The organism is Pseudarthrobacter sp. L1SW (assembly GCF_020809045.1).
Lineage (GTDB): Bacteria > Actinomycetota > Actinomycetes > Actinomycetales > Micrococcaceae > Arthrobacter.
Window position 1 is genome coordinate 2,896,033 of sequence record NZ_CP078079.1, and the last position, 23,947, is coordinate 2,919,979.

Consider the following 23,947-nt stretch of genomic DNA (forward strand, 5'->3'; position numbering starts at 1 on the left):
TGTCCAGGCTCCTATCGCTTGTTCTTGCCAGTACGACGGCGACGAACAATAAGCTTGTCGCTCTCTTTGTTGGGGCGGCGGGTGCGGCCTTCCCGCTGACCGTTGGGGTTGACGGGGTTACGTCCACCGGACGTCTTACCCTCACCACCACCGTGCGGGTGGTCAACCGGGTTCATGGCGACACCACGGACGGTCGGGCGGACGCCCTTCCAGCGCATGCGGCCGGCCTTGCCCCAGTTGATGTTCGACTGCTCGGCGTTGCCGACCTCGCCGACGGTTGCGCGGCAGCGCACGTCAACGTTGCGGATTTCGCCGGAAGGCAGACGCAGCTGGGCGAAGCGGCCTTCTTTGGCAACAAGCTGAATGGATGCGCCGGCGGAGCGGCCCATCTTGGCGCCGCCACCCGGACGCAGTTCAACTGCGTGGATAACGGTACCCACGGGGATGTTGCGCAGGGGCAGGTTGTTGCCAGGCTTGATGTCAGCGTTGGCGCCGGCCTCTACGAAGTCACCCTGGGACAGCTTGTTCGGGGCGATGATGTAACGCTTGGTGCCATCAACGTAGTGCAGGAGGGCGATGCGAGCCGTACGGTTCGGATCGTACTCAATTTCAGCAACGCGGGCGTCCACGCCGTCCTTGTCGTGACGACGGAAGTCGATCAGACGGTACTGGCGCTTGTGTCCGCCACCCTTGTGACGGGTGGTGATCTTACCGGTGTTGTTACGGCCGCCCTTTTTGGGCAGCGGACGTACCAACGACTTTTCCGGCGTCGACCGCGTGATTTCGGTGAAGTCCGCTACGCTCGAGCCACGACGGCCCGGGGTAGTCGGCTTGTATTTACGGATTCCCATAATTTATTTCCTCGTTAAAGTGGTCTCCGCTACGAGAGCGGACCGCCGAAGATGTCGATGGTGCCTTCTTTGAGGGTGACAATCGCACGCTTGGTGTTCTTGCGGGTACCCCATCCGAATTTGGTGCGCTTGCGCTTACCGGCACGGTTGATGGTGTTGATCGATTCGACCTTGACGGAGAAAATCTTCTCCACGGCCAGCTTGATCTCGGTCTTGTTCGAGCGGGGGTCCACCAGGAAGGTGTACTTGCCCTCGTCGATCAGGCCATAGCTCTTTTCCGACACGACGGGTGCAAGCACGACGTCGCGGGGATCCTTGATGGTGGCTGCACTCACTTGGCATCCTCCTCGTTCTTTGCCACTGCCTTGCCGGCAACGAATGCGTCGTAGGCAGCCTTGGTGAAGACAACGTCATCAGACACGAGAACGTCGTAGGTGTTCAGCTGGTCTGCGTACAGAACGTGAACACCGGCGAGGTTGCGCACGGACAGTGCAGCAACATCGTTGGCGCGCTCGATGACGACCAGCAGGTTCTTGCGCTCGGAGACACCGCGCAGTGCTGCCAGTGCAGCCTTGGCGGAAGGCTTGGTGCCTTCTACCAGCTCGGCGACAACGTGGATTCGTCCGTTGCGTGCCCGGTCAGACAGTGCGCCGCGCAGTGCAGCAGCAATCATCTTCTTGGGGGTCCGCTGGCTGTAGTCACGCGGGGTGGGACCGTGGACAACGCCACCGCCGGTCATGTGGGGAGCACGGATTGAACCCTGACGGGCGCGGCCGGTGCCCTTCTGCTTGAACGGCTTGCGTCCTGCACCGGAAACTTCAGCGCGGGTCTTGGTCTTGTGGGTACCCTGGCGAGCAGCAGCGAGCTGTGCAACGACAACCTGGTGCAGCAGCGGCACGTTGGTCTGGACGTCGAAGATCTCTGCAGGCAGGTCAACCTGGACAGTGTTAGCCATTGGACTAAGCTCCCTTCACGGCGGTGCGTACGAGGACGACCTGGCCGCGGGCGCCGGGAACGGCACCCTTGATGAGGAGCAGCGACTTCTCGACGTCAACCGCGTGAACCGTGAGGTTCAGCGTGGTGTGACGAACGGCGCCCATGCGGCCGGCCATTTTCATGCCCTTGAAGACGCGGCTCGGGGTGGATGCGCCACCGATTGAACCGGGCTTACGGTGGTTCTTGTGGGCACCGTGGGAAGCTCCAACGCCGTGGAAGCCGTGACGCTTCATAACACCGGCGAAGCCCTTACCCTTGGTGGTGCCGATGACGTCGATCTTCTGGCCGGCTTCGAAGACCTCTACGGAGAGCTCCTGGCCAAGCTCGTACTCAGCAGCATCTGCGGTACGGAGTTCGACGACGTGGCGGCGAGGCGTGACGCCCGCCTTTTCAAAGTGACCAGCCAGCGGCTTGGTGACCTTGCGGGGATCGATCTGGCCGTAGCCGATCTGAACGGCGACGTAGCCATCAGCTTCTGCATTGCGCAGCTGGGTGATGACGTTCGAATCTGCCTGGACCACAGTGACGGGGATGAGCTTGTTGTTCTCGTCCCAGACCTGGGTCATGCCGAGCTTCGTGCCCAGCAGGCCCTTTACGTTACGGGTTGCGGTCATAGTCTCTCAGCACCTCCCTACAGCTTGATTTCGATGTTCACGTCAGCCGGCAGGTCGAGACGCATGAGCGAGTCAACAGCCTTCGGCGTGGGATCGATGATGTCGATAAGACGCTTGTGCGTGCGCATTTCGAAGTGCTCGCGGCTGTCCTTGTACTTGTGCGGAGAGCGGATCACGCAGTACACGTTCTTCTCCGTAGGCAGCGGCACGGGGCCGACTACCGTTGCGCCTGCGCGCGTGACCGTCTCAACGATCTTCCGTGCTGAAACGTCAATGACCTCGTGGTCGTATGACTTCAGCCGGATGCGGATTTTTTGTCCCGCCATGTCGCCTGACTCTCTTTCAGTCTGTGCTTCCCCTGGTTAGGGCTGCCCTGTTCATTTCTCGTTGTATGGCTGCCGAAGCATTTGAAGTCGTAACTACCACCCGCCGCACAAACTGAATCCGGATGAATCCGGGTTCCTCACCTTGCCGGCGCAACCGACCCCCGCGGTCGGGCGTGTCGCGCTTTTCACGCATACAAATCCGCTATCCATGGGGAGTGGGTTATGTTTGGTCTTCCACTTGGACCCTGGCATCCGGCATTATCCGGATCGGGACGCGAAGAAGCGCTTGAACAACTCATCTAGTATGCCGGAATTTGGCGGCAGAAGCGAATCGCGCCGCTAAGGCCTCCGCTGAGGGAGGCCCGGCCGGGGCCATTGCCCCCGGGTCCCTACCGAATGGATGATAGGGGCATGACCCTGGAACGCACCGAATCGGCGACGGAGCTCGCCAGCCGCATGCCGCCGTCGTTCACTTTGGGGGTAGCCGCCGCTGCCTTCCAGATTGAAGGAGCATTGGCCGACGGCGGGCGGGGGCCCTCCGGCTGGGACGCCTTCGCCGAGAAGCCAGGCGCGATCGTGGACGGCCACTCCCCCGCCGTGGCGTGCGACCACTACAACAGGTTGCCGGAGGACGTGGCCCTGCTGCAGGACCTGGGCGTGGACTCCTACCGCTTTTCGCTGTCCTGGCCGAGGATCCAGCCCGAAGGGCGGGGAGGTTTCAACAAGGAGGGCCTGGACTTCTACGACCGTCTCCTTGATCAGCTGCTGGCAGCGGGGATCAGTCCCATGGCAACGCTCTACCACTGGGATACCCCGCTGCCACTGGAACACCGCGGCGGCTGGATGAACCGGGAGACGGCCGAGCGGTTTGGCGAATACGCCAGTGCTGCGGGCGAACGCTTCGGGGACCGTGTGGCGCAGTGGGTCACGTTGAACGAACCTGTCTCGGTGACCCTGAACGGCTACGCCCTGGGCGTCCATGCCCCCGGCCACGCGCTCATGTTCGATGCACTCCCGTCCATCCACCACCAGCTGCTGGCCCATGGCCTCGGCGTACAGGCCCTGCGGGCGGCGGGCGTGGCCGGGGGCATCGGCGTGACCAACCTGCACGCGCCCGTGCGGCCAGCCACCGGCAAGATCGGCGACCGGCTGGTGGCCCACCTCTATGACCTGCTGATGAACAGGATCTACGCAGACCCGGTGCTGCTGGGCCGGTACCCGAAGCTTCCGCTGTATGCCAAGCCGTGGCTGCGCTCCATCGGCAGGATTTCCGATGCCGATCTGCGCACCATCCACCAGCCACTGGATTTTTACGGACTGAATTACTACTTCCCGGTGAAGGTTGCCCTGGGACGCGGCGCAGCATCAATCCCGGCGGACATCCACAAGGCGGTGGCGAGGCTGCCGTTCCACGAGGTGGGCTACCCGGAGTACGACAGCACCGGGTTTGGCTGGCCTGTGGCGCCGGACCATCTGGGCGTCCTGCTGAAGGAGCTCCAGGACCGGTACGGCGAAGTTTTGCCGCCGGTGTTCATCACTGAGGGCGGGGCCAGCTTCCCGGAGCCCGAGACAGTGTCAGGGACACTGCAGGACGAGGAGCGGGTGCGCTATTTGGCAACGCATCTTGGGGCGGCCCTCGATGCCACGGCTCCCGGCGGGATGGCATCCGGCGTGGACCTCCGCGGCTACTACGTGTGGACCCTTATGGACAACTTCGAATGGGCGGCCGGGTATTCGCAACGCTTTGGACTGGTCCACGTGGACTTTGACTCCCTGGCGCGCACCCCGAAACAGTCCTTCTACTGGTACCAGGCACTCAGCCAGGCAAGGAAGGCCGGCGGGCTTTAGCCTGCGCCCTGCCGAGGACAGTGATACTGCGGGAGCAGCTACAAGTCCTTGTTTGACCTGTTGATGCGCTTGGCGCGGTCGATCTCGTGGCGGAAATACTTCTTCGCCCAGAAGACGCCGGCAACGACGGCAACAGCGATGATCAGGAAAATAAGCCAGCCCATGGTGAGCTCCTTTCGGTCCAGTAACAGTATCAGGGCCCTGTTAACAGAAAAGAACAGCCCCGCTGCAGTAGCAGCGGGGCTGTTCTTCAGTTCAACAAGGAATTACTTGATGATCTTGGTAACGCGTCCTGAACCAACGGTGCGGCCGCCTTCGCGGATTGCGAAGCCGAGGCCCTCTTCCATTGCGATCGGCTGGATGAGCGCAACGGTCATCTCAGTGTTGTCGCCAGGCATAACCATTTCCGTGCCCTCGGGCAGGGTGATAACGCCGGTTACGTCCGTGGTACGGAAGTAGAACTGCGGGCGGTAGTTGGAGTAGAACGGGTTGTGACGTCCGCCTTCGTCCTTGGAGAGGATGTAGACGTTAGCCTCGAAGTCGGTGTGCGGGGTGATGGAACCCGGCTTGACGACAACCTGGCCACGCTCGACATCGTCGCGCTTCAGACCGCGGAGCAGGAGGCCACAGTTCTCGCCGGCCCATGCTTCGTCGAGCTGCTTGTGGAACATCTCGATACCGGTAACCGTGGTCTTCTGGACCGGACGGATGCCGACGATCTCGACCTCGGAGTTGATGGCGAGGGTTCCACGCTCGGCGCGGCCCGTAACAACGGTGCCACGGCCGGTGATGGTGAAGACGTCTTCGATCGGCATCAGGAAGGGCTTGTCGCGGTCGCGGATGGGGTCCGGAACGGACTCGTCCACAGCAGCCATCAGGTCCTCAACGGACTTGACCCACTCGGGGTCGCCTTCCAGGGCCTTCAGGCCGGAGACGCGGACAACCGGTGCTTCGTCGCCATCGAAGCCCTGCGAGCTGAGGAGCTCACGAACTTCCATTTCAACGAGGTCCAGCAGTTCCTCATCGTCAACCATGTCAGCCTTGTTCAGGGCGACCAGCAGGTAGGGAACACCAACCTGGCGGGCGAGCAGAACGTGCTCGCGGGTCTGTGCCATGGGGCCATCGGTAGCAGCAACCACGAGGATTGCGCCGTCCATCTGGGCAGCACCGGTGATCATGTTCTTGATGTAGTCAGCGTGACCCGGGGCGTCTACGTGTGCGTAGTGGCGCTTTTCGGTCTGGTACTCCACGTGGGAGATGTTGATGGTGATACCGCGCTGACGCTCTTCGGGAGCAGAGTCGATCGACGCGAAGTCGCGCTTCTCGTTGAGATCCGGGTACTTGTCGTACAGCACCTTGGAAATGGCGGCCGTCAACGTCGTCTTACCGTGGTCAACGTGACCAATGGTGCCGATGTTAACGTGCGGCTTAGTCCGCTCGAACTTTGCCTTTGCCACAGGTTCCTCCTAGAACGTTTTCAAATGACGTACCCTTCAGCCGCGCTTGTCGCGGCGGAAACTCAGGTAAGTCTACTTGGGGGGCTTTGGATTGGTGAAATTGCAGATTCAGGAACTAATACTAGTGCCTTGGACCTGTTCGTGCAGATGGCCGGAACCCGGCTTGACCGGATGAATCCGACCGGCCCGGCCACCTGCACCGGCTGCGCTGTCCGTTTCCGGCCAGGCGCACCCGAGGTTGTTCGCTTTGAAAAGTCCTAGGACTATTCGCCGCGGCTCTTCTGGATGATCTCGTCGGCAACAGCCTTCGGGACCTCGGCGTAGCTGTTGAACGTCATGGAGTACACAGCACGGCCCTGGGTCTTGGAGCGCAGGTCACCGATGTAGCCGAACATGCCGGACAGCGGGACGTGTGCACGGATGACCTTGACGCCCTGTGCATCCTCCATGGACTGCATCTGGCCACGGCGGGAGTTGAGGTCGCCGATAACTTCACCCATGTATTCCTCAGGGGTGCGGACCTCGACATCCATCAGCGGTTCGAGCAGGACAGGGTTCGCCTTGCGTGCAGCTTCCTTGAAAGCCATACGGCCGGCGATCTTGAATGCCATTTCCGAGGAGTCGACATCGTGGTACGCGCCGTCAACCAGCGTGGCCTTGATGCCGACAACCGGGTAGCCGGCCAGGACGCCGTCGTTCAGTGCATCCTGGATACCCGCATCAACCGAAGGAATGTACTCGCGGGGAACGCGGCCACCGGTGACCTTGTTCTCGAACTCGTACAGCTCGCCCTCGGCAGTGTCCAGCGGCTCGATCGCGATCTGGATCTTTGCGAACTGGCCCGAACCACCGGTCTGCTTCTTGTGCGTGTAGTCGTGACGCTCTACAGCACGCTTGATGGTTTCGCGGTAGGCGACCTGCGGCTTGCCCACGTTGGCCTCGACCTTGAACTCGCGGCGCATGCGGTCCACCAGGATGTCCAGGTGGAGCTCGCCCATGCCGGCGATGATGGTCTGGCCGGTGTCTTCGTTGAGGGACACCTGGAAGGTGGGGTCCTCAGCGGAGAGCTTCTGGATGGCCGTGGAGAGCTTCTCCTGGTCACCCTTGGTGTTCGGCTCGATGGCAACCGAGATCACGGGCTCCGGGAAGCTCATGGACTCGAGGACGATCTGGTTCGCGGAATCACACAGGGTGTCACCCGTGGTGGTGTCCTTCAGGCCGATCGCTGCGTAGATGTGGCCGGCGGTAGCGCCCTCGACGGGCATTTCCTTGTTGGCGTGCATCTGGAACAGCTTGCCGATGCGTTCCTTCTTGCCCTTGGTGGAGTTGACCACCTGCGCGCCTGCTTCCACGTGACCGGAGTACACGCGGATGAAGGTGAGCTGGCCGAAGAACGGGTGGGCCGCGATCTTGAACGCGAGAGCGGAGAACGGCTCGTCAGCGGAAGGCTTGCGGGTCAGTTCCTTCTCTTCGTCGCGGGGATCGTGACCGATCATCGGGGGGACGTCGAGCGGGTTCGGCAGGTAGTCCACAACTGCATCGAGCATGGGCTGGACGCCGCGGTTCTTGAACGCGGAGCCGCAGAAGATCGGGTACAGCTCGGAGTTGATCGTCATCTTGCGGATGCCGGCCTTGAGCTCGTCGATCGAAATCTCTTCGCCCTCGAGGTACTTCTCCATCAGTTCTTCGGAGGACTCTGCGACGGTCTCAACCAGGTTCGCACGGTACTCTTCAGCCTTGGCCTGGAGGTCGGCAGGGATCTCGCGGATCTCGTACTTCGCACCCATGGTCACGTCACCCTTGGCATCGCCGGGCCACACGAGGGCGCGCATGTAGAGCAGGTCCACAACGCCGATGAAGTCGTTCTCGGCACCGATCGGCAGCTGCATGACCAGCGGCTTGGCGCCGAGGCGGCTGATGATGGTGTCTACGGTGAAGTAGAAGTCAGCACCCAGCTTGTCCATCTTGTTGACGAAGCAGATGCGGGGAACGTTGTACTTGTCAGCCTGGCGCCAAACGGTCTCAGACTGAGGCTCAACGCCTTCCTTGCCATCGAAGACGGCAACGGCACCGTCGAGGACGCGCAGGGAGCGCTCAACCTCAACGGTGAAGTCAACGTGGCCGGGGGTGTCGATGATGTTGATCTGGTTGTTTTCCCAGAAGCAGGTCACGGCGGCAGACGTGATGGTGATGCCGCGTTCCTTTTCCTGTTCCATCCAGTCAGTGGTCGAAGCGCCGTCGTGCGTTTCGCCGATCTTGTGGTTCACACCCGTGTAGAACAGGATGCGCTCGGTGGTGGTGGTCTTGCCGGCATCAATGTGGGCCATGATGCCGATGTTGCGGACCTTACTAAGGTCGGTAAGCACGTCCTGTGCCACGGTGTCTCCCTTTCGGATGGACTGCACGTTCGCCGCCGGCTCGGTTGAGCCGGCGGCGTCCGGGAAGTATTACCAGCGGTAGTGTGCGAAGGCCTTGTTGGACTCGGCCATCTTGTGGGTGTCTTCGCGACGCTTCACAGCGGCACCGAGACCGTTGGACGCATCCAGGATTTCGTTCTGGAGGCGCTCGGTCATCGTCTTTTCGCGGCGGGCCTTGGAGTAGCCAACCAGCCAGCGCAGGGCGAGTGCGGTGGAACGGCCCGGCTTGACCTCAACCGGAACCTGGTAGGTGGCGCCGCCGACGCGGCGTGAGCGGACCTCGAGGGAAGGCTTGACGTTGTCCATGGCCTTCTTGAGGGCTGCTACGGGGTCGCCGCCGGACTTGGCGCGAGCACCTTCGAGGGCACCGTAGACGATGCGCTCTGCAGTGGACTTCTTGCCGTCAACAAGCACCTTGTTGATGAGCTGGGTGACCAGCGGGGAGCCGTAAACGGGATCTAGTACGAGCGGCCGCTTGGGGGCCGGACCCTTGCGAGGCATATTACTTCTTCTCCATCTTTGCGCCGTAGCGGCTGCGTGCCTGCTTACGGTTCTTGACACCCTGGGTATCGAGGGCGCCACGGACGATCTTGTAGCGGACACCCGGAAGGTCCTTCACACGACCACCGCGAACGAGCACAATGGAGTGCTCCTGCAGGTTGTGGCCAACACCGGGGATGTAGGCGGTAACTTCCACGCCGCCGTTGAGGCGCACACGTGCCACCTTACGCAGAGCCGAGTTCGGCTTCTTCGGGGTGGTGGTGTAGACGCGGGTGCAGACACCGCGGCGCATGGGGCTGCCCTTAAGCGCGGGAGCCTTGGTCTTTGAGACCTTAGGCGTGCGGCCCTTACGGACCAGCTGGTTAATCGTAGGCACTCTCGTGTTCTCCGTTTTATCCGGAGTGGCCGCTTCCGGCCACTCTCTTGTTGCGTTGCCCCGCCGCCCGGGCCTTGAAGAAGTTCTCCATGGCGGCGAAGGCGAAGCCTTAATAGTCGGATCGCATCCATAGGGACTGACTCACGTCTTCAATGGTCCCTAGGCATGCAAAAATGTGGCATACGTTGCACAAGAACCCTGCAAACCGGAAACGTCGCTCTGGTTCAGCTTTTCAGCTGGTACCGGCGCACTCATCCACTGCCACAATAACAATTGGTAACAAGTCTAGCACGGACGGCCCATACCCCTTAATCAGGGCCCCACTCCCCCAAGTAGGTAGCGCTAAGTGTCGTTTTGAACCCCCAAAACGACACTTAGCGCTACCTAGTTGGGTTAACGGGAAGACCCCGCCTCCCCCTGCCGGCAAGCAGGTTGAGGCGGGGCCCACGCGGACTGCCTTTTAGCGGAAGTCGTTGCCCAGGTCGTAGTCATCCAGCGGGATGGCGTGGAACTCAGGAGCTCCGTCGCCGCCCAGGGTGTCGTACGAGAAGTCACTGAATGCGCTGGGGCCGGTGAACAGGTTGGCCTTTGCTTCTTCAGTGGGCTCCACGGTGACCTCGGTGTAGCGCGGGAGGCCCGTGCCGGCCGGGATCAGCTTACCGATGATGACGTTCTCCTTGAGGCCCAGCAGCGGATCGCTCTTGCCTTCCATGGCCGCCTGCGTCAGGACGCGGGTGGTCTCCTGGAAGGAAGCAGCGGACAGCCAGGACTCGGTGGCCAGCGACGCCTTGGTGATGCCCATGAGCTCAGGACGTCCGGATGCCGGAGTCTTGCCCTCGGACACAACGCGGCGGTTGGCGTCCTCGAAACGGCTGCGCTCGGCGAGCTCGCCGGGCAGCAGGTCCGATTCGCCGGACTCGATGACCGTGACGCGGCGCAGCATCTGGCGGACGATAACCTCGACGTGCTTGTCGTGGATACCGATGCCCTGGCTGCGGTACACGCCCTGGACCTCGTCCACCAGGAACTTCTGTGCCGCACGCGGACCCATGATGCGCAGGACCTGCTTGGGATCCACCGGTCCGTTGATCAGCTTCTGGCCGACGGTGACGTGGTCGCCGTCCTCGATCAACAGGCGTGAACGGCGCAGGACCGGGTAGGCGATCTCTTCGGTTCCGTCATCCGGGGTGATGACCAGGCGCATCTGGCGCTCGGACTCTTCGATGGTGATGCGGCCGGCTGCTTCTGCAATCGGTGCAACACCCTTCGGAGTACGGGCTTCGAAGAGCTCCTGGATACGGGGCAGACCCTGGGTGATGTCGTCGCCACCGCTGGCGGAGACAGCACCACCGGTGTGGAACGTACGCATGGTCAGCTGGGTACCGGGCTCACCGATGGACTGTGCGGCGATGATGCCCACGGCCTCGCCGATGTCCACGGTCTTGCCAGTGGCCAACGAACGGCCGTAGCACAGTGCACAGGTTCCAACGCTGGACTCACAGGTGAGTACGGAGCGGACCTTGACCTCGGTGATGCCTGCCTTGAACAGCTCGTCGATGACGACGTCGCCGCAGTCGGTGCCGGCGGCTGCGAGAACCTTGCCCTCGGAGTCCACGACGTCGACGGCGAGGGTACGTGCGTAGGCACTGTTCTCGACGTTCTCATCCAGGACCAGCTCACCGTTGGAATCGGCGACGGCGATCGGCGTGACCAGGCCACGCTCCGTGCCGCAGTCCTCTTCACGGACGATGACGTCCTGCGAGACGTCCACCAGGCGACGGGTCAGGTAACCCGAGTTGGCGGTACGCAGCGCGGTGTCGGCAAGACCCTTACGGGCACCGTGCGTGGCGATGAAGTATTCCAGAACCGACAGGCCCTCACGGTAGGAGGACTTGATGGGACGGGGAATAATTTCACCCTTCGGGTTGGCCACCAGGCCACGGATACCCGCGATCTGGCGGACCTGCATCCAGTTACCACGTGCACCGGAGGACACCATGCGGTTGATGGTGTTCATCGGGGACAGGCTGTCACGCATCGCCTGGGCGATCTCGTTGGTTGCCTTGTTCCAGATCTCGATCAGTTCCTGGCGACGCTCGTCGTCGTCGATCAGGCCCTTGTCGTACTGGCCCTGGATCTTGGCGGCGCGCTCTTCGTAGCCGGCGAGGATCTCCGGCTTTGCGGCCGGAACCTCGATGTCCGAGATGGCAACGGTGACGCCTGAGCGGGTGGCCCAGTAGAAACCGGCGTCCTTCAGGTTGTCCAGCGTTGCCGCGGTGACGACCTTCGGGTAGCGCTCGGCGAGGTCATTGACGATGCGGGACAGTTCGCCCTTGTCGGCAACAGCCTCAACCCAGGGGTAGTCCTCGGGCAGGGTCTCGTTGAAGAGAACCTGGCCCAGGGAGGTCTGGACGAGTGCGGGCTGACCCGGCTCCCAGCCTTCCGGAGCTTCCCAGCCTGCGTACGGTACGAAGCCTTCGAGGCGGATCTTGACCTGCGAGTTCAGGTGCAGCTCGCGGGCGTCGAAGGCCATGATGGCTTCGGAAACCGAACCGAAGATGCGGCCTTCGCCAGCTGAACCGACACGCTTGGTGGTCAGGTGGTAGAGGCCGATGATCATGTCCTGCGAGGGCAGGGTGACCGGACGTCCGTCGGAGGGCTTCAGGATGTTGTTCGAGGACAGCATCAGGATGCGGGCTTCAGCCTGGGCTTCGGGGCTCAGCGGCAGGTGGACTGCCATCTGGTCGCCGTCGAAGTCGGCGTTGAAGGCGCCACAAACCAGCGGGTGGAGCTGGATTGCCTTGCCTTCAACAAGCTGCGGCTCGAAGGCCTGGATGCCGAGGCGGTGCAGGGTAGGTGCACGGTTGAGCAGCACCGGGTGTTCGGTGATGATCTCTTCCAGCACGTCCCAGACCTGCGGGCGGTAACGCTCAACCATGCGCTTGGCCGACTTGATGTTCTGGGCGTGGTTGAGGTCAACCAGGCGCTTCATCACGAACGGCTTGAAGAGCTCCAGCGCCATCTGCTTGGGCAGGCCGCACTGGTGCAGCTTCAGCTGCGGGCCGACGACGATGACCGAACGGCCGGAGTAGTCCACGCGCTTGCCGAGGAGGTTCTGGCGGAAACGGCCCTGCTTGCCCTTGAGCATGTCGCTCAGGGACTTCAGCGGACGGTTGCCCGGTCCGGTGACCGGACGGCCGCGGCGGCCGTTGTCGAAGAGGCTGTCAACAGCTTCCTGAAGCATGCGCTTCTCGTTGTTGACGATGATCTCCGGAGCACCCAGGTCAAGCAGGCGCTTGAGGCGGTTGTTGCGGTTGATCACACGGCGGTACAGGTCGTTGAGGTCGGAGGTCGCGAAGCGGCCGCCGTCCAGCTGGACCATGGGGCGCAGTTCCGGCGGGATCACCGGGACGGCGTCGAGGACCATGCCAAGCGGGCTGTTGTTGGTGGTCAGGAACGCATTGACCACCTTCAGGCGCTTGAGGGCACGGGTCTTGCGCTGGCCCTTGCCGTTGGCGATGATGTCGCGCAGCAGGTCCGACTCGGCCTGCATGTCGAAGCTTTCAAGACGCTTCTTGATGGCTTCGGCACCCATGGAGCCTTCGAAGTACATGCCATAGCGGTCGCGCAGCTCGCGGTACAGTCCTTCGTCACCTTCAAGGTCAGCGACCTTGAGGTTCTTGAAGCGGTCCCAGACCTGCTCGAGGCGCTCGATGTCGGCGTCGGCGCGCTTGCGCACGTTGGCCATCTGGCGGTCGGCGGAGTCGCGGGCCTTCTTCTTGTCGGCAGCCTTGGCGCCTTCGCCTTCGAGACGGGCGATTTCGCCTTCGAGGTCGCGGGCAATGGCCGCGATGTCGGAGTCGCGGTTGTCGATCAGCTGCTTCTTCTCGATGTCGTGCTCAACCTGCAGGTTGGGCAGTTCCTCGTGGCGGGCGGCTTCATCAACGCTGGTGATCATGTAGGCAGCGAAGTAGATGACCTTTTCGAGGTCCTTCGGTGCCAGGTCAAGGAGGTAGCCCAGGCGGGAGGGAACACCCTTGAAGTACCAGATGTGCGTGACGGGTGCGGCCAGTTCGATGTGGCCCATGCGCTCGCGGCGGACCTTTGCGCGGGTGACCTCAACGCCACAACGCTCGCAGATGATGCCCTTGAAGCGCACGCGCTTGTACTTGCCGCAGTAGCATTCCCAGTCCCGGGACGGGCCGAAGATCTTCTCGCAGAAGAGTCCGTCCTTCTCGGGCTTGAGCGTGCGGTAGTTGATGGTTTCCGGCTTCTTAACCTCGCCGTAAGACCAGCCGCGGATGTCTTCCGCGGTGGCGAGGCCGATCTGCATGAGGCCGAAGGAGGATTCGCTGGACATATGGTCCCTGTTCTCTCTTGTTCTCTAAATTCTGAAGTCTTGGGTGCGGGATGAGGAAGGAGGACGACGACGGGCGCGGCCCGCCGTCGTCGGGCTCCTTAGACCTCTTCTACGGAACTGGGCTCTGCGCGGGACAGATCGATACCCAGTTCCTCCGCAGCCGTGAAGACTGCGTCATCAGAGTCACGCATTTCAATTGTGGTTCCGTCCGTGGAGAGGACTTCCACGTTCAGGCACAGCGACTGCATTTCCTTGATCAAGACCTTGAAGGACTCGGGAACACCCGGCTCGGGGATGTTCTCGCCCTTCACGATGGCTTCGTAGACCTTCACGCGACCATGGATGTCGTCAGACTTGATCGTGAGGAGCTCCTGGAGCGTGTAGGCGGCGCCGTAAGCTTCGAGCGCCCACACTTCCATTTCACCGAAGCGCTGGCCACCGAACTGTGCCTTACCACCCAGCGGCTGCTGCGTGATCATGGAGTACGGGCCAGTGGAGCGCGCGTGGATCTTGTCGTCCACCAGGTGGTGGAGCTTCAGGATGTACATGTAGCCGACCGAGATCGGATCCGGGAACGGCTCGCCGGAGCGGCCGTCGAACAGGCGGGTCTTGCCGGAGGAGTTGATCAGGCGTTCGCCGTCGCGGGTCACGTTGGTGGAGTCCAGCAGGCCCGTGATTTCCTCTTCGCGGGCACCGTCGAACACCGGCGTTGCAACAGTGGTCTGGCCACTCTCGCGCGGCAGGTTCGGCAGCTGCTTGACCCACTCGGGCTCGCCTTCGATCTTCCAGCCGGTCTTGGCAACCCAGCCGAGGTGCGTCTCGAGCACCTGGCCCACGTTCATACGGCCCGGGACACCCAGCGGGTTCAGGACGATATCAACGGGGGTGCCGTCGGCAAGGAAGGGCATGTCCTCAACGGGGAGGATCTTGGAGATAACACCCTTGTTGCCGTGGCGGCCGGCGAGCTTGTCGCCGTCAGTGATCTTGCGCTTGGCAGCGACGTAGACGCGGACCAGCTGGTTGACGCCCGGGGGCAGCTCGTCGTCGTTGTCGCGGTCGAAGACGCGCACGCCGATGACCGTACCGGACTCGCCGTGCGGCACCTTCAGGGAGGTGTCGCGGACTTCGCGGGACTTCTCACCGAAGATCGCGCGCAGCAGGCGCTCTTCCGGGGTCAGCTCGGTTTCACCCTTCGGGGTGACCTTTCCGACCAGGATGTCCCCTGCCTCAACCTCGGCACCAATGTGGATGATGCCGCGCTCGTCCAGGCCAGCCAGGACTTCCTCGGACACGTTGGGGATGTCACGGGTGATTTCCTCGGCACCAAGCTTGGTGTCGCGGGCATCGATCTCGTGCTCCTCGATGTGGATGGAGGAAAGGACGTCCTCGGCAACAATGCGCTGCGAGAGGATGATGGCGTCCTCGAAGTTGTGGCCTTCCCATGACATGAATGCCACGAGCAGGTTCTTACCGAGGGCGAGCTCACCCTGGTCCGTTGCCGGGCCGTCGGCGATGATGCCGCCAACTTCCAGGCGCTGGCCTTCGTTCACCAGGACACGGTGGTTGTAGCAGTTGCCCTGGTTGGAGCGGGCGAACTTGTTGATGCGGTAGTTGGTCTCGGTGCCGTCGTCGTTAAGCATGATGACGAGCTCGGCGGAAACCTCGGTGACCACACCGGCCTTCTTCGCGATGACAACGTCACCGGCGTCGACGGCTGCGGCGCGCTCCATGCCGGTGCCCACGAAGGGAGCCTCGGAACGGACCAGCGGCACGGCCTGGCGCTGCATGTTGGCACCCATGAGTGCTCGGTTTGCATCGTCGTGCTCAAGGAACGGGATCAGGGCCGTAGCCACGGACACCATCTGGCGCGGGGAAACGTCCATGAACTCGACGTCCTCGGCGGGCACGAGGACAGGCTCGCCTCCACCACCGCGGGCACGCACCAGGACGGTGTCTTCGGCGAACTTCTTGTTCTCGTCCAGCGGCGCGTTGGCCTGGGCGATCAGCACCTCAGCCTCATCGTCGGCCGTCAGGTACTGGACGTCGTCGGAAACAACGCCGTCCTTGACCAGGCGGTACGGGGTCTCGATGAAGCCGAACGGGTTGATGCGACCGTAGGATGCCAGCGAACCGATCAGGCCAATGTTCGGGCCTTCAGGCGTTTCGATGGGGCACATACGTCCGTAGTGGGACGGGTGCACGTCACGGACTTCCATGCCGGCGCGGTCACGGGACAGACCACCCGGGCCAAGGGCCGACAGGCGGCGCTTGTGGGTCAAACCCGAGAGCGGGTTGTTCTGGTCCATGAACTGCGAGAGCTGGGAGGTTCCGAAGAACTCCTTGATCGCGGCGACCACGGGGCGGATGTTGATCAGGGTCTGCGGCGTGATGGCCTCGACGTCCTGGGTGGTCATACGCTCGCGGACAACGCGCTCCATGCGGGACAGGCCGGTGCGGACCTGGTTCTCGATGAGCTCGCCGACGGCGCGGATGCGGCGGTTGCCGAAGTGGTCGATGTCGTCGATTTCGACGCGCAGGTCCACTTCCTGGCCATCGCGGGTGCCCTTGATGGTCTTCTCGCCGGCGTGCAGCGCCACGAGGAACTTGATCATGGCAACGATGTCTTCAACGTGCAGGACCGAGGCTTCCTTGTCGCCAAGGGAGCGGTCGATGCCAAGCTTGCGGTTGATCTTGTAGCGGCCAACCTTGGCCAGATCGTAGCGCTTGGAGTTGAAGTACAGGTTGTCCAGCAGCGACTGGGCAGCCTCGACGGTGGGCGGCTCGCCCGGGCGCAGCTTCCGGTAGATGTCCAGCAACGCGTCTTCGCGGGTTTCGGTGGCGTCCTTCTCCAGGGTTGCCCGCATGGAGTCGTACTGGCCGAACTCTTCGAGGATCTGGCCTTCGGTCCAGCCGAGGGCCTTCAGCAGGACGGTGACGGACTGCTTGCGCTTGCGGTCAAGGCGCACGCCCACCTGGTCGCGCTTGTCGATCTCGAGCTCGAACCAGGCGCCGCGGGACGGGATGATCTTCGCGGTGAAGATGTCCTTGTCGCTGGTCTTGTCAGCGGCACGCTCAAAGTAGGCGCCCGGGGAACGGACCAGCTGGGAGACAACGACACGCTCGGTGCCGTTGACGACGAAGGTGCCCTTCTCGGTCATCAGCGGGAAGTCACCCATGAACACGGTCTGCTGCTTGATTTCGCCCGTGTTGTTGTTCATGAACTCGGCCTTGACGTACAGCGGAGCCGAGTACGTAGCGTCCCGGTCCTTGCACTCGGCCATGGTGTACTTGGGGTCAGCGAACTCCGGATCGGAGAAGCTCAGGGACATGGTGCCCTGGAAGTCCTCGATCGGGGAGATCTCTTCGAAGATGTCCGACAGGCCGGACGTGGTGGCGACGCTGAGATCGTTTTCTTCGACAGCCTTCGCTACGCGTGCCTGCCAGCGCTCATTTCCGACCAGCCAGTCGAAGCTGTCCGTCTGGAGGGCAAGCAGATTCGGAACGTCAAGAGGTTCGTGAATCTTTGCGAATGAGAGCCGGCGAGTGGCACCATCAGTGCTGTCGGCGGTGTTAGCGGTTTCGTTATTAGAGGTGCTCGAGGCGACCAAGAGGGATCCTTCCACAGACCTTCAGGCGTTTTCAGATCTCCCCCGCTGTGCACCCTGCGGAATGCTCCGCAGTGCTACCAGTCCGGTTCCGCTATATGACCCGGGGCCCGTGCTGACCATGCTGTGACGTTGTTGACGGCACGTTGATTGTCAGCTGCCAGGCAAAGCCCACCGCTATATGAAGGCTGAAGGTAAACAGGGAAGACGCAAATATCTACGATACGGCAAAATAACCTACATGTCTACCCCACATCCGGCCCGATTGCAAGCACTGAATCCGGGGCAGCTCCTGCGCAGGTCCGCGACGCCCGCCCCGACGGGCCGCTAGAGGGTCAGAGTGACGCCCTCCGCGGTGCACGTCCCGGCATTGGCGAAGACGGCATCCCGCATGGCGTCCTTTGATTCCTGCTGGGGCTCCCCGCCGGAGGCTGCAGCGGCTGAATGGTCAATCGCGAGGAGGCTGAGCGAGGCGAACAGTCCGCGGAGGTCGCCTGACACAGTGTCCTTGGCGCCCACGGCCCTCCGGTAGATGTCCTCATACCCTTCGGCGTCCCCGGAAGGGACCGCTGCGTAGCCAGCAAAAAGGGAGTTGAAGAGCAGGCATGCTTCCTTGGCGCCGCTCGAAGCGGACGACGACGGCGGCCTGGCAGTGCCGCCTCCCGCGCCTGTGGAGGGGGCGGACTGGGCCGCGGTTGGCTCCGGCTGGACCGGCGCAGTTGCGCGGTCCTCCTGGACGGGGGCGGATCCGGAGCAGGCGGTCAGCCCCGCGAGGGCGGCGACCGCCGCCGTGGCCAGGAATCTTGTCACGCTGCTGCTCCAACCGCCTCCGGAACACGGACCTGCCGTACCCCTGCAAAAGTTTCCGCTGCCCACCCTACGCAGGCCGCCGTCGTCGTGCACTCTGCGCGGATGGGGACCCCTCCCCCACAGTGCCGTCCGCTTTCCGGGATGCCCCTCGCGGAATGCAGCCGGCGGCACAGGCGTTTGAATAGTTAGGTGACCAGGGTCACGGTAGCCTTGATGGCCTAGACCGAAAACGGACCGGAAGAGATAACCATGGGCAACTCTCCTGACAACACTGACGTTGTCATACTCGCAGCAGCGCGCACACCGCAGGGCCGGATCAACGGGCAACTTGCAAGCTTCACAGCGGTGGAGCTTGGTGCCCGCGCCATCACGGCTGCACTGGAGGCCAGCGGCGTGGACGCCGCCGATGTGGACGCCGTGATCATGGGACAGGTGCTGCAGGCGGGCGCCGGCCAGAACCCCGCGCGGCAAAGTTCCATCGGCGCCGGCATCGGCTGGGACGTCCCTGCCGTGACCGTCAACAAAGTGTGCCTCTCCGGGCTCACTGCCGTGATTGACGCCGCCCGGCTGATCCGGAGCGGGGAAGCCGAAGTTGTGGTGGCCGGCGGCCAGGAATCCATGACCCGGGCTCCGCACCTGTTGCCCGGATCCCGGCAGGGGTGGACGTACGGCTCAATCCAGGCTTTGGACGCCGCCGCCCACGACGGCCTGACCGACGCCTTCGACGGGCAGTCCATGGGCCTTTCCACCGAAACCCGCAATCTGGCACTGGGGATCGACCGGACGTCCCAGGACAACGTGGCTGCCCAGTCCCACCAGCGTGCCGCGCTGGCTGCAAAGAATGGGACGTTCGACGACGAAATCGTCCCGGTCAGCGTGAAGCAGCGCAAGGGCGACCCCATCGTGGTGGCCATGGACGAGGGGGTCCGGCCCAACACGTCGGTGGATTCACTCGCCGGCCTCCGCGCGGCCTTCGTCACGGACGGCACCATCACCGCGGGCAACTCCTCTCCCCTGTCCGACGGGGCCGCGGCGCTGGTGCTCGCCTCCCGCGGCTATGCGGAGAAGCACGGCCTGGAGTACCTGGCTGTGGTCGGGAAGCCCGGCCAGGTGGCTGGGCCGGACAACTCCCTGCACTCCCAGCCGTCCAACGCGATCCGGAACGCATTGGCGCGGGCGGGCTGGACCACCGCCGACCTCGACTTCATTGAAATCAACGAGGCCTTCGGTTCGGTGGCGGTTCAGTCGCTGAAGGACCTGGACTACCCCCTCGAGAAGTGCAATATCCATGGCGGGGCCATTGCGCTGGGCCATCCCATCGGGGCTTCGGGCGCGCGCCTGGCCGTGCACGCCGCGCATGAGCTCAAGCGCCGCGGAACGGGCAAGGCGGCGGTGTCCCTGTGCGGCGGCGGCGGGCAGGGCGAAGCTCTCCTGCTGTACCGCGACTGATGGCGGAGGCAACTGCCGCCGGCAATGGCACCCAGGATGGCGCCCCCGTCGGCCGGGAACGCTTCCTGGCGGACGCCGCCGCGCGCGGACTGCAGGTTGACGTTGTGGAACGGCCAGCCGCCAGGAGCCTGGAGGAGGCGGCCGGCATCCTGGGAATCACGGCGGCGGACATCGTGAAGTCGCTGGTGGTCAAGCACAAGGACGGCTCGTTCCTGTTTGCGCTGATCCCCGGCGACCGCCAGATCTCGTGGCCCAAGCTGCGGACCCTGGTGGGCGTCAACAAGCTGTCGCTGCCGCCCGCGGACGTGGCCCTGGACGCCACCGGCTACGAGCGCGGGACCATCACTCCGCTGGGCAGCACCAACAGTTGGCCGGTGTATGCGGACGCCACCGTCACCGGACGCAGGATCTCAATGGGTGCGGGCGCCCATGGCTACAGCGCTTTCGTGGACGCCGACGCCCTGACCGCAGCCCTGGGTGCCGTGGTCGCGGACATCAGCGACCCCGCCTGACCTCCCCGGACCCAACTGGGTAGCGCCAAGTGTCGTTTTGAAGCCCCAAAACGACACTTGGCGCTACCTACTTGGGCTGGGAACGCAAAAGCCCCGCCCACACAACGTGGACGGGGCTTTTCGCGGAAAAGGCGTTGTTACTTGAGGGTAACGGTGGCGCCTGCAGCCTCGAGCTGCTCCTTGGCCTTCTCGGCAGCTTCCTTGGTAGCACCTTCGAGGACAGCCTTGGGAGCGCTGTCAACCAGGTCCTTTGCTTCCTTCAGGCCCAGGGAAGTGATGGCGCGAACTTCCTTGATCACTGCGATCTTCTTGTCACCGGCTGCTTCGAGGACGACGTCGAAGTCAGTCTTCTCTTCAACCTCTTCAGCAGCAGCGCCGGCGGGGCCAGCAACAGCTACGGCAGCAGCGGTAACTTCGAAGGTCTCTTCGAAGAGCTTGACGAACTCGGAGAGCTCGATGATGGTCAGTTCCTTGAAAGCTTCAATGAGCTCTTCGTTGCTGAGCTTCGCCATGGCAGGCGTCCTTCCTGTTGTGGTGTTCAGCGGCGCGGGGCCGGGCATCACACCGGAGTCTGGTGGGGTGAAGAGTCTTAGTTCTCTTCAGCTGCGGGAGCTTCAGCCGGGGCTTCAGCTTCTGCGGCAGGTGCTTCTTCAGCGGCGGGCGCCTCGGCAGCTGCCGGTGCACCGTTCTCTTCTTCAAGCTTGAGGCGCAGTGCGTCAATGATGCGTGCAGCGGCGGCGGCAGGGGCCTTGAGGACGCCTGCAACCTTGGCGAGCTGCAGCTCACGGGACTCGAGGGCTGCCAGTTCGGCAACCTCGCTGGCGTTCAGTGCCTTGCCCTCGAAGTAGCCGGTCTTGATGACGAGCTGCTTGTTGGTCTTGGCAAAATCCGTCAGGCTCTTGGCAGCGGCAACTGCGTCACCCTTGATGAACGCGATTGCAGTGGGGCCGGAGAGCTGGTCGTTGAATGCTTCAACGCCGGCTTCCTTGGCTGCAATGGCGGTCAGGGTGTTCTTGACGACCGCGAACTTGGTGTCCTGGCCGAGAGAAACACGCAGCTGCTTGAGCTGTGCAACGGTGAGCCCGCGGTATTCGGTCAGGACAGCGGCGTTCGATTCCTTGAAATCGTTAGTGATCTCAGCTACTGCTGAAACCTTGGTAGGCGTTGCCATAACCCTCCTTCCGGGGATAGTGCCGGTATTCGACGGTCCCCGCTCAAGGTGAGCTAAAACTAAAAACGCCCCGCGCAGATGCACGGGGCTTGGCTCAACACGGATAATCCATGGAGCTGCTGCTTCGTTCACCTGCGCTGGCCGCCCTACGTTGAGGGTCCTTCGTCCAGAAATCCACTGCATCTCCCGCGCACAACTGCAGAGTTGAGCCATGTTCGAGAGAGTGGATTTCCAACAACCGACGGTCTTTGGTCCTTCAAGTCTACGGGAGAGCCTGCAGCTCCGCAAAATCGGGTCAAATCGCGCCCTCAGCTGGTGCTTGTGCCCAGGTGCGGGAGTTCCTTCTGCCAGATGCCGGTCACGCCTGCCGTCTGGAACCCCAACTGCTTGTTGACCGTGAGGAGGTACCGGTTTTCCGGGGCATTCCAGGTGTAAATGATCCGGGCGTCGGGGAACTGTTCGGTGAGCCGTTCCATGTTGGCCACCTTGATCAGCAGGCCGAGCTTGTTGCCTCGGTGTTCCTGCAGCACCAGCGTGTCGTCCTGGAAGACAACATCGGCGCGGTGCGCCAGGACAGTGATGGTGGTGAGGCCCACGAGGGCTCCGGTGGCGAGATGCTCCACGGCGGTGACCACCGTGCGCCGTCCCTGCGCGATGGCGACGTCTTCCGCTTCCCGGAGGATGCCGCCGTCGAACACCATGTCCTGCTCTACGGGCGCTTCCAAGGCGGGATCGACGTCGGCGCCCGCCTGGTTCTCAAGGACGGCGACAGCTTCGAGCCACTCGTCCGGGCATCGGTCCGTCCAGTGGTGCAGCCGGTACCGGCCGTTGTTGGCCTCCTCCGCCTCCGCCTGCAGGTCAGCCACCAGCTTCGAGTCCAGCGGCAGGAGGCACGAGCTGAACTGCTCGATGTGCTGCAGCGTGTACCCGGTCTTCTGCGCGAACTCCACTTCGCGGCTTTCCAGGGGCACGAAGCCCTGCCCCGAGCCGGGGACCAGCTGCGCCTTTTCGAACTCGTGAAGGGACGCGCCCGGATGGTTGGTGTCCACCAGGATCATGGTGCGGCCTTCGGCGCGGGCCAGCTGTTCGGCGGCCTGGAGCAGCCGCCTGCCCACGCCCTGGCGCTGGAACTCCGGCAGGATGTCGAGCGTGAACTCCGCGAGGTCCAGGTTGTCGGTGAGGGGCAGGGCGATGTCCACCGTGCCCACGATGTCGCCGTCAATCTTGGCCACCAGGATGAGCTGCCGCTCGTAGGGATCTTCAAATTCCAGGAGCTTTTCCAGCGGCCCGTAGGCGAGGTCGTCGCTCCCCCAGGTCTGCATCCGGACCTTCCGGCCCACCTCCACGGCGGCAAGGAAGTCCGCGGCGTCCGGTGACTCCAGGGAGTCCGGGATCCAGAGCTGTTCGATCTTCACGTCTTTTGCCATTGGCGTCTTCATCCCAGCCGTTTCTGCCACTCACCTTCATAGCCGGCGGGCCTGAATCCAAGGGCAATATTAATGGCCAGCATATGTTGGTTTTCGGTGGCATTCCATGTCAACACCGAGCGGGCCGAGGGCCACCGGGCCTGGGCCCGCCGGAGGTTCGCCGCTTTGATCAGGAGCCCGAGCCGGTGGCCGCGGTGCCTTCCGACGACCAGCGTGTCCTGCTGGGCGATCGTGTCGGGGACTCCGGGCCGCCAGTTCAGGACGGTGTAGGCAACGAGTTCTCCCGTGGTTTGGTGGCGGGCCGCCGTCACAGCGGACTGGACTCCGCCCTGGACCAGCGCCCGTTCCTCTTCACGCACCCGGGCCGCATCCCAGTCCTCCCCTTCCCAGTCCATGCCGGCGATGGGAACGTCCTCGGTCATCGTGGCCTTGAGCCGGGCGTAGGCGTCAACCAGGCCCTCCGGGCAGTGGTCGTCCCAGCCGGTGAGTTCGTAGCCTGCAGCCCGGGAAGAGGCTTCAGCCTCCAACCGGTCCAGCAGTTCCGGCGCCACCGGCAAGGGAAGGCGGCTGGAGCACTCCACCTGCTCCAGCTCATAGCCGGAAGCAACGGCAAAGGCCACGGCGGGTTCAGCGAGCGGCAGGCCACCCGCACCGGATTTGGCCGGCAGCAGTTCGGCTCCGTCCCCACTTTCCAGCGGAACCTCATGATAGGCGTCCAAGGATGTCCTTCCCCGCTCCCTGGCTATGGCCTCGGCGTGCTCCAGAAGGATGCGCCCAAAGCCGTGGCGCCGGTGGGCCGGGGAAATGAGGACGTCGATTCCGGCGGTGGACGTGTTCTCCCGGAGCGGGAGCGTCACGGAGCAAAGGCCTACCGGATCCCGGCCCAGCCTGGCAAGGAAAATCTGCCGTTCCTCGTACTCATTGCCCCGCCAGAATTCCACAGCTTCCGCCAGCGTGGGGCAGCGGTCCAGGTTGCCCCAAAGCTCCAGCTCGTGTGTCACACGCATGGCGTGGCAGGCGTTGAAGTCGGCGGTTACCTCCCGGGGATCCGCCACTGTTTCGCTACCTGGCGCCAGGAGGACGTCCACCGGGGAGATGGTGAGGTCAGGGGGCGTTCCTGGGACGGCGTCCAGTTCCGGTTCAGCCATTTCTCCAGCTTAGGCAAGCGCACCCCTTCCGGGACAGGCACGTTAAAACACAACCGCCCGGCACGGGTGCCGGGCGGTT

20 protein-coding genes are annotated in these 23,947 nt (G+C 63.2%); 3 read left to right on the forward strand and 17 right to left on the reverse strand.

Annotated features, from left to right (window positions below; all coding sequences use genetic code 11):
• Positions 1-11: 11 nt before the first annotated feature.
• Genes rplB through rpsJ form a run of 5 tightly spaced genes read right to left on the reverse strand, consistent with a single transcriptional unit; the run spans position 12 to position 2,787 of the window.
• Entirely contained in the window at positions 12-851 is an 840-nt protein-coding gene (gene rplB, locus KTR40_RS13355) for a 50S ribosomal protein L2 (protein WP_066277871.1), read from the reverse strand.
• Positions 852-880: 29 nt separating this feature from the next.
• Positions 881-1,186, reverse strand: a complete 306-nt coding sequence (rplW, locus tag KTR40_RS13360; protein ID WP_009358306.1) for a 50S ribosomal protein L23 — start codon at positions 1,184-1,186, stop codon at positions 881-883.
• Complete coding sequence (gene rplD / locus KTR40_RS13365; RefSeq protein WP_139029938.1) at positions 1,183-1,806, reverse strand: 50S ribosomal protein L4; 624 nt, start codon at positions 1,804-1,806, stop codon at positions 1,183-1,185. The genes rplW and rplD overlap by 4 nt, the downstream gene beginning before the upstream one ends.
• 4 nt (positions 1,807-1,810) lie before the next feature.
• The gene (gene rplC / locus KTR40_RS13370; protein ID WP_013601833.1) at positions 1,811-2,461 is read right to left on the reverse strand and encodes a 50S ribosomal protein L3; all 651 of its coding nucleotides are present in this window, start codon (positions 2,459-2,461) and stop codon (positions 1,811-1,813) included.
• Between the two features lie 17 nt (positions 2,462-2,478).
• Complete coding sequence (rpsJ, locus tag KTR40_RS13375; protein ID WP_003803825.1) at positions 2,479-2,787, reverse strand: 30S ribosomal protein S10; 309 nt, start codon at positions 2,785-2,787, stop codon at positions 2,479-2,481.
• 411 nt (positions 2,788-3,198) lie between these two features.
• Here rpsJ and KTR40_RS13380 point away from each other — a divergent pair, with 411 nt between their 5' ends.
• On the forward strand, positions 3,199-4,635 hold the full coding sequence (locus tag KTR40_RS13380) for a GH1 family beta-glucosidase (RefSeq protein WP_228404030.1): 1,437 nt from the start codon (positions 3,199-3,201) through the stop codon (positions 4,633-4,635).
• A gap of 38 nt (positions 4,636-4,673) precedes the next feature.
• On the opposite strand, the gene KTR40_RS19040 is transcribed toward KTR40_RS13380, so the two are convergent.
• From KTR40_RS19040 to KTR40_RS13415, 8 genes are all read right to left on the reverse strand, one after another.
• On the reverse strand, positions 4,674-4,799 hold the full coding sequence (locus KTR40_RS19040; RefSeq protein WP_255707989.1) for a hypothetical protein: 126 nt from the start codon (positions 4,797-4,799) through the stop codon (positions 4,674-4,676).
• A 102-nt stretch (positions 4,800-4,901) separates the two neighbouring features.
• A complete protein-coding gene (gene tuf / locus KTR40_RS13385; protein ID WP_104998637.1) occupies positions 4,902-6,092 on the reverse strand; it encodes an elongation factor Tu in 1,191 nt (396 codons plus the stop codon).
• Positions 6,093-6,355: 263 nt separating this feature from the next.
• The gene (gene fusA, locus KTR40_RS13390; RefSeq protein ID WP_139029940.1) at positions 6,356-8,470 is read right to left on the reverse strand and encodes an elongation factor G; all 2,115 of its coding nucleotides are present in this window, start codon (positions 8,468-8,470) and stop codon (positions 6,356-6,358) included.
• Between the two features lie 69 nt (positions 8,471-8,539).
• Positions 8,540-9,010 carry a 30S ribosomal protein S7 gene (gene rpsG / locus KTR40_RS13395; protein ID WP_026531948.1) on the reverse strand — a complete coding sequence of 157 codons (471 nt, stop codon included), beginning with the start codon at positions 9,008-9,010 and terminating at the stop codon, positions 8,540-8,542.
• A 1-nt stretch (position 9,011) separates the two neighbouring features.
• On the reverse strand, positions 9,012-9,386 hold the full coding sequence (rpsL, locus tag KTR40_RS13400; protein WP_009358312.1) for a 30S ribosomal protein S12: 375 nt from the start codon (positions 9,384-9,386) through the stop codon (positions 9,012-9,014).
• A gap of 460 nt (positions 9,387-9,846) precedes the next feature.
• On the reverse strand, positions 9,847-13,746 hold the full coding sequence (locus KTR40_RS13405) for a DNA-directed RNA polymerase subunit beta' (protein WP_139029941.1): 3,900 nt from the start codon (positions 13,744-13,746) through the stop codon (positions 9,847-9,849).
• A 98-nt stretch (positions 13,747-13,844) separates the two neighbouring features.
• Positions 13,845-17,354 (reverse strand): DNA-directed RNA polymerase subunit beta, encoded by a 3,510-nt coding sequence (gene rpoB / locus KTR40_RS13410; protein ID WP_139029942.1) that lies wholly within the window; start codon positions 17,352-17,354, stop codon positions 13,845-13,847.
• A 324-nt stretch (positions 17,355-17,678) separates the two neighbouring features.
• The gene (locus tag KTR40_RS13415) at positions 17,679-18,161 is read right to left on the reverse strand and encodes a hypothetical protein (protein ID WP_228404031.1); all 483 of its coding nucleotides are present in this window, start codon (positions 18,159-18,161) and stop codon (positions 17,679-17,681) included.
• 249 nt (positions 18,162-18,410) lie between these two features.
• Here KTR40_RS13415 and KTR40_RS13420 point away from each other — a divergent pair, with 249 nt between their 5' ends.
• Both KTR40_RS13420 and KTR40_RS13425 read left to right on the forward strand, forming a co-directional pair.
• On the forward strand, positions 18,411-19,610 hold the full coding sequence (locus KTR40_RS13420) for an acetyl-CoA C-acetyltransferase (RefSeq protein ID WP_228404032.1): 1,200 nt from the start codon (positions 18,411-18,413) through the stop codon (positions 19,608-19,610).
• Positions 19,610-20,122, forward strand: coding sequence for an aminoacyl-tRNA deacylase (locus KTR40_RS13425; protein ID WP_228404033.1), 513 nt, complete (start codon positions 19,610-19,612; stop codon positions 20,120-20,122). The genes KTR40_RS13420 and KTR40_RS13425 overlap by 1 nt, the downstream gene beginning before the upstream one ends.
• 137 nt (positions 20,123-20,259) lie before the next feature.
• Here KTR40_RS13425 and rplL read toward each other — a convergent pair whose 3' ends face one another.
• The 4 genes from rplL to KTR40_RS13445 form a co-directional block, all read right to left on the reverse strand.
• Positions 20,260-20,634 carry a 50S ribosomal protein L7/L12 gene (gene rplL, locus KTR40_RS13430; RefSeq protein WP_139029946.1) on the reverse strand — a complete coding sequence of 125 codons (375 nt, stop codon included), beginning with the start codon at positions 20,632-20,634 and terminating at the stop codon, positions 20,260-20,262.
• A gap of 77 nt (positions 20,635-20,711) precedes the next feature.
• Positions 20,712-21,293 carry a 50S ribosomal protein L10 gene (gene rplJ, locus KTR40_RS13435; protein ID WP_228404034.1) on the reverse strand — a complete coding sequence of 194 codons (582 nt, stop codon included), beginning with the start codon at positions 21,291-21,293 and terminating at the stop codon, positions 20,712-20,714.
• Between the two features lie 308 nt (positions 21,294-21,601).
• Complete coding sequence (locus KTR40_RS13440) at positions 21,602-22,720, reverse strand: GNAT family N-acetyltransferase (protein WP_228404035.1); 1,119 nt, start codon at positions 22,718-22,720, stop codon at positions 21,602-21,604.
• Between the two features lie 8 nt (positions 22,721-22,728).
• Positions 22,729-23,868 carry a GNAT family N-acetyltransferase gene (locus KTR40_RS13445; protein WP_228404036.1) on the reverse strand — a complete coding sequence of 380 codons (1,140 nt, stop codon included), beginning with the start codon at positions 23,866-23,868 and terminating at the stop codon, positions 22,729-22,731.
• Positions 23,869-23,947: the final 79 nt, after the last annotated feature.

What these genes read in the sequence shown, in the direction of transcription:
- rplB (WP_066277871.1), bottom strand. Translation starts at nt 851, where the DNA reads ATGGGAATCCGTAAATACAAGCCGACTACCCCGGGCCGTCGTGGCTCG.
- rplD (WP_139029938.1), bottom strand. Translation starts at nt 1,806, where the DNA reads ATGGCTAACACTGTCCAGGTTGACCTGCCTGCAGAGATCTTCGACGTC.
- rplC (WP_013601833.1), bottom strand. Translation starts at nt 2,461, where the DNA reads ATGACCGCAACCCGTAACGTAAAGGGCCTGCTGGGCACGAAGCTCGGC.
- rpsJ (WP_003803825.1), bottom strand. Translation starts at nt 2,787, where the DNA reads ATGGCGGGACAAAAAATCCGCATCCGGCTGAAGTCATACGACCACGAG.
- KTR40_RS13380 (WP_228404030.1), top strand. Translation starts at nt 3,199, where the DNA reads ATGACCCTGGAACGCACCGAATCGGCGACGGAGCTCGCCAGCCGCATG.
- KTR40_RS19040 (WP_255707989.1), bottom strand. Translation starts at nt 4,799, where the DNA reads ATGGGCTGGCTTATTTTCCTGATCATCGCTGTTGCCGTCGTTGCCGGC.
- rpsG (WP_026531948.1), bottom strand. Translation starts at nt 9,010, where the DNA reads ATGCCTCGCAAGGGTCCGGCCCCCAAGCGGCCGCTCGTACTAGATCCC.
- KTR40_RS13405 (WP_139029941.1), bottom strand. Translation starts at nt 13,746, where the DNA reads ATGTCCAGCGAATCCTCCTTCGGCCTCATGCAGATCGGCCTCGCCACC.
- KTR40_RS13420 (WP_228404032.1), top strand. Translation starts at nt 18,411, where the DNA reads ATGGGCAACTCTCCTGACAACACTGACGTTGTCATACTCGCAGCAGCG.
- KTR40_RS13425 (WP_228404033.1), top strand. Translation starts at nt 19,610, where the DNA reads ATGGCGGAGGCAACTGCCGCCGGCAATGGCACCCAGGATGGCGCCCCC.
- rplL (WP_139029946.1), bottom strand. Translation starts at nt 20,634, where the DNA reads ATGGCGAAGCTCAGCAACGAAGAGCTCATTGAAGCTTTCAAGGAACTG.
- rplJ (WP_228404034.1), bottom strand. Translation starts at nt 21,293, where the DNA reads ATGGCAACGCCTACCAAGGTTTCAGCAGTAGCTGAGATCACTAACGAT.
- KTR40_RS13440 (WP_228404035.1), bottom strand. Translation starts at nt 22,720, where the DNA reads ATGGCAAAAGACGTGAAGATCGAACAGCTCTGGATCCCGGACTCCCTG.
- KTR40_RS13445 (WP_228404036.1), bottom strand. Translation starts at nt 23,868, where the DNA reads ATGGCTGAACCGGAACTGGACGCCGTCCCAGGAACGCCCCCTGACCTC.